The 8,494-nt window shown below is 49.8% G+C and carries 6 protein-coding genes; all 6 read right to left on the bottom strand.

The window, feature by feature from the left end:
• A partial coding sequence (locus RW114_RS15355) for a retention module-containing protein (protein ID WP_340123641.1) occupies positions 1–836 on the bottom strand: 836 nt, incomplete at its 3' end.
• Positions 837–1,171: 335 nt separating this feature from the next.
• Complete coding sequence (locus RW114_RS15350; RefSeq protein WP_340123640.1) at positions 1,172–1,795, bottom strand: response regulator transcription factor; 624 nt, start codon at positions 1,793–1,795, stop codon at positions 1,172–1,174.
• On the bottom strand, positions 1,795–3,207 hold the full coding sequence (locus RW114_RS15345) for an HlyD family type I secretion periplasmic adaptor subunit (RefSeq protein WP_340123639.1): 1,413 nt from the start codon (positions 3,205–3,207) through the stop codon (positions 1,795–1,797). Before RW114_RS15345 ends, RW114_RS15350 begins: the two co-directional genes overlap by 1 nt.
• Positions 3,204–5,357 carry a type I secretion system permease/ATPase gene (locus RW114_RS15340; protein WP_340123638.1) on the bottom strand — a complete coding sequence of 718 codons (2,154 nt, stop codon included), beginning with the start codon at positions 5,355–5,357 and terminating at the stop codon, positions 3,204–3,206. Before RW114_RS15340 ends, RW114_RS15345 begins: the two co-directional genes overlap by 4 nt.
• 157 nt (positions 5,358–5,514) lie before the next feature.
• A complete protein-coding gene (locus RW114_RS15335; protein WP_340123637.1) occupies positions 5,515–5,655 on the bottom strand; it encodes a hypothetical protein in 141 nt (46 codons plus the stop codon).
• Between the two features lie 435 nt (positions 5,656–6,090).
• Positions 6,091–8,490 carry an AAA family ATPase gene (locus tag RW114_RS15330; protein WP_340123636.1) on the bottom strand — a complete coding sequence of 800 codons (2,400 nt, stop codon included), beginning with the start codon at positions 8,488–8,490 and terminating at the stop codon, positions 6,091–6,093.
• Between the last annotated feature and the right edge of the window lie 4 nt (positions 8,491–8,494).

The raw sequence follows: 8,494 nt of genomic DNA, 5'->3' as shown, positions 1-8,494 counted from the left end.
TCGTTGACCGGGGTCACGTTGATGGTCACCGTCGCCGTGTCGGTGGCACCCTGACTGTCGGTGATGGTGTAGGTGAAGCTGTCCCCGCCGTTGTAGTTGGCATTGGGCGTGTAGGTGAAGCTGCCGTCCTGGTTCTGTGCCAGCGTACCGTTGCTGGTCTGGGTGAAGCCGGTGATGCTATAGGTGTCGCCTTCCGGATCGCTGTCGTTGCCGGTCAGCGCGCTCGCGGCAATGGTCAGCGGGGTGTCTTCCGCCGTCGTCAGTGCGTCGTTGTTCGCGGCCGGAGGATTGTTGACATCGTTGATAATGATAACCGGAGAACTGGCAATCACATCCTCAACCGGAGCTGGCTCTAGTGGAGGATTGGTAGCCACTTGGCCAATCACAGGATCAACTGGAGCACCTCGACTAAAGTCATACGCGTAATCAATGGGAGTGACTCCCTCGGAGATTCTTAATAAATTGACAAAGCTAAAACCGTAACTGGTGCCGCTGGCGCCTAAGCCTGCAGCGGTTTCTTCCAGAACCGTGCTGATATCTTTGCCTTCACCAACAGCTTTGATGACTGCCTGAATACTCGCCTGATCAACCGAACTGTCGGCTGAATCGGGTGGGATGCTATCAGCAAGCTCTTGTGTGAATCTGACTGTCTGTTCGGAACCAACCTGAATCGTGCGGCCATTGACCAGCTTCAGGTCAACAATTACGCCATTTGTCGTGATGATGGTTTCGCCTGTTTGAACTACGTCACCCTGATGCAAGGCTCTTTTGATGCCTTTTTCATTAACTACAGATGCTTCGCCATTGAGTGCTACTACGGTTCCGAGATTAGCCATTTCTGTATTCCTTAAAGTTGTTTGGTTGAATTTCAAAAATTCATAAGATTACCGATCTTGGTCAGTATTAAATAGGTTCTGTAAGTTGATTAATAGTGTCCCGATGGACAATATGGGGATGTCTGCGTATGACTCGGCTTAGGAGCGGGCGGATTAAGGAACGTGCATGAAATAAATTGAGCATCTGTAAGGGCAAACTCATTCGCCCTTACATACCGACTGACCAATATTTCATTGGTGATTTTATTTTATGCACGCTCCTATGATATTAATCAGAGCTGAAGCAGAGTTAAGCGACGCCACTGCGCTAAGTGCTGACAAGGGGGTTGTTCGGATCAGTTTAGCGATTTATCGTTAAGAATCAGGGCAAGTTGCAATCTGTCTTTAACACCCAAGCGCTCAAAACTGGCCGATAAATGGGCTTTCACGGTGCGCTCGGTAATATCGAATTTACGGGCGATCTCTTTGTTGCTGAGACCGACAGAGACTTGCTGAGCAACTTCCCTTTCTCGCGGAGTAAGCAACTCCAGTGCGACTGAAACTGCTTCGGGCCGCGCCGTCACCAACTGTCTGCTGGTACCGATCAAATACTGGAGCATATCCTGTCCCAGCCAGATACCGCCATGGGTTACTGCAACTCTGACTTCAACCAGGACGGCAGCCGCACTATAGGCATGACAGTAGCCTACGGCACCTTCACTGAGAGCCAAGGCTGCTTCGGCCTGCTGCGGTACATTGGCCAGTACAACGATCGTGGCATGGGTAAATTCTGCCAGAATTTGCGCCACACTGGTACTCAGCCATTGCTGACTATTCGCATCGACATGCAGCCAGAAAAAGCTTGGGGTATTTTTCCCGATTCTGACATCGGCCACCGATGGGTAGACTTCTGCATGTGCAAAGGCGCCAACCCAGTTTTCGAGCAAACTGTTGCGCGGCGATATAAATAAATCTTGCATCATCTCTCCGTAAACGCATAAGACCTGGCTCTTAAGACAGGTTTCAATAAATATGAAAGCACGGTTTTCTTGCCGGTCATAATGTCTACCTGAGCCGCCATGCCGGGAATGATTGGCAGGTCTTTACCTAGGTTCGACTTGAAAGTGCGTACGCGCACAATATAATAAGCGTTTCCTTTCTCATCCACTTGTGAATCAGCAGAAACGCCCACCACTTTAGCCTCCAGAATGCCATAAATTATGTAGTCATAGGCAGTCAACTTGACGGTCGCCGGCTGATTTAAGGTGATAAAGGCGATATCTCTAAGTTGAATTTTGGTTTCCAGCACCAAGGTGTCGTCACTGGGTACCACTTCAAGCACTTCCTTACCCGGCTGAATCACTCCGCCGACTGTATTAGAATACAGCCGACTCACGGTGCCATTCACCGGAGACTTCAGGGTTGACTGAACAACCTTGTCATTCAGGGCTACGCTGGTTTCACTGATACTATTGAGTTTGGCAGTAGTTTCGGATAATTCTGCACGCACTTTGCTGCGAGAGCTTTGCCCTGTTTCACTTATCTTGCGGTTGGCTTCGCCAATGGAGGCTTGCACCCTGCCTATCTGGGCGCGCGCCTGCTGACGCTCGCCACGCAGCTGTGCTGCTTGGCGCTCGAGACGCAATAAATCCACTTCGGAAACGGCGCCGCTATTTATCAATGGCCGGGTGAGGGTCAATTCCTGAGTAACCAGGTCCAAACCGCGCTCTGCCTGCTCCATCTTGGCTTGCACTTCGCTGAGTTCGCGTTCGCGTTGGGTAAGCTGATCTCGTGCCATACCTATTTGCGAAGCCAGAGCATTCCTGCTGGAAATATAGGAGCCATATTCCTGCGCATAAACTTCGGGGTAATCTTTTTCTACCTGAGAAGGCGGGTTGAATGGCTTATCTTCAGACAATGCTTGCAGACGCGCCTGCTTTGCCAGCAGGGAGATAGCTTGCGACCGATTTTCACGTAAGGAAGAAATCGCCCGGGTTTCATCAATACGCACCAGCGGATCTCCTACAGAGACTGTTTGACCCTCATGTACCAATATCGCGGAAACAATGCCGCCGTCCAGCGACTGGATGACCTGAACTTGCCTGGAGGGAACTACCTTGCCTTCACCACGCGTGACCTCATCCACCTTGGCGAGACTGGCCCAAAGCAAAAGCACAAATAACACCAGCGCCACGGCATAGAGCATTTTTTTTGCGCGCAAGGGCATTTGCTCCATGAGCTCCGCCTCCGCCTCCTCTTCCCAGGGCTGATCTTCCTGGTTTTTAGTCGGAACCCATTTTTCCAGCAGGTTATGTACGGGTTTGGTCAGCCAGGCACGATTCTTGAAGAAGTCATGCACCTTGCCCAGCGCATTAAATAGTTTTTGGCTCATAACGACTTACCTATTTTTCCGGTGCGAAGCGCCTCAATGACCTGCTCTTTATTACCATCTGCCACCACCTTGCCGACATCTATAACGATGATGCGATTCACCAGGTCAAACAACGATGATCGATGGGTGATTACCATCAGCGTCTTACCGTCCGATGCCTCGATGAGGTGATTTTTGACCAGTTCTTCCCCTGAATGGTCCATCGCGCTGGTGGGCTCATCCAGTAAAATGATGGCGGGATTATTGATCATTGCGCGAGCGATCCCGACGCCTTGGCGTTGACCGCCGGAGAGCGTTTCACCGCGCTCGCCGACGGTCATGTCAAAGCCTTTGGGGTGCATGTTGATGAATTCATCTATACCGGCTATCTTTGCGGCCTGCAGCACTTGGGAGTCTTCTGCATGGGGTGTGGCAATGGTGATGTTGTCGCGCATGGAGCCAAAAAACAAGTTGGTATCCTGTTGCACGTAGCCGATACTGCGCCTGAGTTCGGCCGGGTCGATCTGCCGGGAATCAATGCCATCGATCAGGATAGCACCGGAAGTCGGCCGGTACAGGCCTAAAATCAGCTTGTGCAAGGTGGTTTTTCCCGAACCCATACGACCCAGTATCGCCACATGTTCACCGGCTTTTACTTTGAATGAGACATTTTTCAATGCATTAACATCCGTACCCGGGTAAGTGAAACACACCTCGCGAAATTCGATATCCCCCGCAAATGCCGGGCGCGATAAGAAGTTGGAATCTTCAGGGCGCTCAACCGGCTTATTCATAATCTCTTCGAGCGAAGTAAGCGATGTTGAGGCATTATGGTATTGCGTCATCAAACCAGCGCTCTGTGCAATGGGTGCCAGGGCTCTTCCCGCCAACATGGTGCAGGCAATCAGGCCGCCCATGGTCAAGTCACCCTCGATCACCAGATAGACCCCCAGCAGCACCAACACGACATTCACAGTTTGCTGGATACCATTAGCGCCATTGGTAATGGAGGAGGAAAGCAGCTTCAATTTGCCGCTCACCTCAGTCAAATAGCTCGCGCTTTTTTCCCATTTGCGCTGCATATGCCCTTCGATACCCAACGCTTTTATCGTTTCCAGGCCCACTAGGCTTTCTATCAACGTCGCATTTCTCATCGCACCTGCACGAAACAGGGTCTCAGAGAGTTCGTGCATTTTGGTTTGTACGCTGAATGAATAGACCAACATGATAATTGCGCCAGCGACCACAGGAATGACCATCGGCCAATCGATCCAGGCCATCACTCCGATAAAAATCAAGGCGAAAGGAATATCGACCAGCGTTGTAATCGTGGCGGAAGTGATAAAGTCACGCACTGTCTCAAACGACCTGAGATTGGAAGCAAACGAACCTACAGAGCTTGGACGCTGTTCCAGTCGGGTGCCCAGAACCTGCTCCATAATGCGCCCCGAGAGCTTGATGTCTACCCGTTGGCTGGCCCAATCCAGAAAATATCCACGCATGGTGCGCAAGATGAAATCGGCACAGACAATAAGGACAACACCAATTACCAGCACCCATAAAGTTTCAACCGAGCGGTTAGGCAAGATACGGTCATAGACATTCATGGTGAAGATAGGCATCGCCAGGGCAAACATGTTGATCAGGAATGCCGCCAGCATGATGTCACGATAAATACTGGTATTTTCTGCCAAGGTTCCCCAGAACCAGTGTTTAAGATGAACCTTGCCTACTGCAGGGGCGCGTCGGTCAAAAGTGAATTTTGGTTTCGCCACGATGACATAGCCGGCGTATCTTTCTGCCAGTTCCTGCGCCGGCACCTTTACTTCTGCGTCACCCAGTTCAGGAAAGATGACACTCGCATTTCCTTTGTCTGCATCCCAATCAAGCAACAGGCAGGCTTCTTTGTTCTTGAGCAGCAGGATACAAGGCATGAACTCGCTACGAATTGCATCGAGCGGCTTTTTAAGGACATTGCTTGCTAGGTTGGCTCGGACTGCTGCCCGCTTCACTAGGGTCGGGGTCATGCAGCCCTCAACTAGAGGCAATCCGGCAGTCAGCGCATCCTTGGTTATAGCGACACCATGAATACGGCATACCACCAGCAAACAGGCCAGCAGACTATCTACCACATTTGCCTGTACGTTATTGATCAACTCTTCTGAATACATTACTTAGCAACCCGTTGGTAAAACATATCGACTTTAAATTCCAGGATAAAACTTGGCATATAAAAAATAAATCGTTGAGAATTAATTACTTGATCATTGACGCATGCGCTTTACCCGGCTTGTTAAAGTAGATACGCGCTAGCATCCAGCAGATAATTCAAATCTTGAGCCCAGCATCAGGAGCAAGACTTTCTGCCGCAACCGCATTACATAGTTGCTCCACATAACGTTGGCTAAGAGGATTGGCATCAGATATACCGGATTCGCCCGGCCAGATATGGCGTAAATAACGGGTCAAAGCAAACACTCGGGCTTCGGGACAATTTTCATGCGCGTTCCTAAGTCCTTTTTAACTAATGAATTTGTTCAGCTATATTTTTATCCGGTCGTTTTGTAGCGCAACCAAAAAATAACTTTTCTAATGCCGTTTTTTGTAAACAATGAATTATAGGGTTCTATCGTTCACCAATCGTTCACCAATTCTGATGTTTCCCCACCCGATAATGACCTCGTGCTCAGGCTACTGGGCGGCTTTGAAGCTCGTCTGAAGGGTCAACCCGTGCCGGGTGCTCGCGTATTTCATTAGCCGGTCGGGACTGCTTTGGTCCTCCCACCGTCACGGCTACGCATCAGTTTTGACGGTTGAAGCACAGCTTTTGACAATAACGATAGCTGAACGATGGGGTTGTTTTTAGCATCTCTTTTTCAATACGTTCCACTCTGTTTTTTTAAGCTAAAGTGTGTCTAATAGCATCCTTGCTTCCTGAAGGTCACTATTGCCGAAACCCTCTGTAAACAAATTGTAAACCCCCTCCAGCACATGACGCGCATCTTCTTGCCTACCTTGCCGCTGCCACATTTTAGCCAGACTTATCGCTGCACGTAGCTCCAAGGATTTCGCACCTTGCCGGCGGCTGATGGCTAGTGCCTGTTTGAAACAATTTTCGGTCTCAATTGTGTTGCTTGCACAAATTTCCAGCAGGCATATGCCCTTAAGTCGGAAAATCTCACTTTCCAGAAAACGGGCATCTCTTATATCTATAACATTGAGCGCATTATCCATAACGGAAAGTGCGGCCTCAAACTGACCCAAAGCCATATAAGCCTCGCCCATTAAGCTGAGAAAGTAAACCTCAATTCCGCTCATTGCGGCACGCACAGTGGCAACACCTTGCTGCAAGTACGCAAGACCAGACTCCTGTCCTTGCATGGATAATGCCCAGCCATGGATAGATGCACCCGATAACAACCAGAGCGGGAAGCCATGCTGATTGGATAGCGTTATAATTTCCTGAGCACCTTGGAGGGTAGTCTCTATCCGTTTCATCCAACAACCAAGTGCCAGGTCGTGCGCTTTTGCATAACATAGGCTGTAAGGATGGTTTATCTGCTGTGCCAATGCAACCGCACGCTGACTAGCTTCATCGGCCTGTTTCTGAAAACCCTGCAACCATAATACCCACGACAACTGAGCGCAACTCGACACACAGATGTTTTCACCGAAGCTATCTATCATTATTTGGTGATGCGATGGTTGATATAATGCTATGGATCGCTCCAAGTGGATATGCGCGCGTACTAAATCACCTATCCATAGGCAGCTGTTACCCATTGCATAATGCGCTTGCTGACGCTGTAACTGATCGTTATTGTGTTCCGCCGAGTGCAGTAGTTTTTCTGCAATTTCAAGGGAATATGAATGGCCGATACGCGAACTTGAGGTCAACCACATTCCCCATAAAGTTTGATACAAAATAGAGCTGTCTCCCAACTGCTCAGCTAACTCAAAGGCGCGGGTGTAAGCACCGCCTGCCTCTACCGAGCCATAACCCCTTATGGCAATCAAGGTGGTGCCTAGATTAATGCACAGCTCAGATTCCAATCGATCACGATTTCTGTCGTGTGACAATGTCAACAAAAGTTGCAGCCCGCGATTAAAATGTTCAACAGCTTCCGCGTTAGCTGAACTGTGAGCGGCTCGTTTCCCAGCTTTGATCCAGTATTCGATGGACTGCCGCACTTCTCCGCCAGCAGACAAGTGCAGAGCCAAGCGTTCTGGCTGGTTGATGACGAGGGCTATAAAATCATTTTGTAGTGTGTGTGCGATGTTTTTATGTGCAATCTGCTTGGCATTACTGGTTTGAGAGTGATAGGCCGCTTCCTGAATTAAAGCGTGCTTGAATTGACAGGCTGATTCGTTTACCTTTAATACCAATCCAGCATCCTGCAATGCGCTTAAGGTGCGCGCAAGCATTGCCGCGCTGTGCGGAAAAACTTTGCGCAACACCTCCAGATCGAATTCACGCCCGAGCGTGGCGGCGAGCTGCGCAGTATATTTTGCCTCCCCCATGCTATCCATACGTGCCGCCAGAAGATCATGCAACGTTGCAGGAATGCTTGCCTGCTTATCCTGAGATGCAATTTTCGCCATCTCTTCGGCGAATAGTGGCACACCATCGGCACGCTCCACGATACGCAAGATAGTCTCTGCCGGAATATCCTCACTTAACGAAGCGATCATTTTCGTCACCTCGCCGTCAATAAGCGGCGCAAGCGCTAGCGTAGCATTGAGCCCTTCATGCCAGGGCGGAGAAAACTCAGGTCGAGCGGTCAATACTGCAAGAATAGGGCTGCGACCTATTTGCTCAACGAACAAGATCAGTAATTCCAGCGTCGATGGATCGATCCAGTGCAAGTCTTCCACAATAAGCAATACCGGCTGTTGTGTTGCCAGTACCTGCAGCATATCCAGCAGGACGGCGTTAGTCCGTTCTTTCAGTATTTGCGGCGAGAAAGAGGGCGCAGGGTAATTGTTAGTTAGCGGCAATGAAAGCAACTGAGATAATAGGGGCGCTGTATCTTGTGTCGATACTGGGTAATGTACTTGAAGATATTTCACCAGCTTATCGAACTTCATCTCGGTCTCATCACGATGCTCGAAACCAAAAATGGCCTCAAGCATCGTGATGAGCGGATGAAAAGGCGATTGACTAAACTCTGGAAAACAGTGTAACTCGCATATTGCATGTGATTGATCAATCAGGCGCTCTTTCATGGTATGCAGCAGGCGGGATTTACCCATGCCGGCCTCGCCCTGAACCAGTACAATCCGGCGTACACCCTGCGCGACCACTTCC

Source organism: Methylobacter svalbardensis (assembly GCF_037671525.1).
GTDB lineage: Bacteria > Pseudomonadota > Gammaproteobacteria > Methylococcales > Methylomonadaceae > Methylobacter_A > Methylobacter_A svalbardensis.
The sequence above is the reverse complement of the archived record's forward strand: the minus strand, read 5'-3'. Positions and strand labels throughout refer to the sequence as shown.

Excerpts from the sequence above, each read along its gene's own strand:
- RW114_RS15350 (WP_340123640.1), bottom strand. The coding sequence starts at position 1,795 with ATGCAAGATTTATTTATATCGCCGCGCAACAGTTTGCTCGAAAACTGG.
- RW114_RS15345 (WP_340123639.1), bottom strand. The coding sequence starts at position 3,207 with ATGAGCCAAAAACTATTTAATGCGCTGGGCAAGGTGCATGACTTCTTC.
- RW114_RS15340 (WP_340123638.1), bottom strand. The coding sequence starts at position 5,357 with ATGTATTCAGAAGAGTTGATCAATAACGTACAGGCAAATGTGGTAGAT.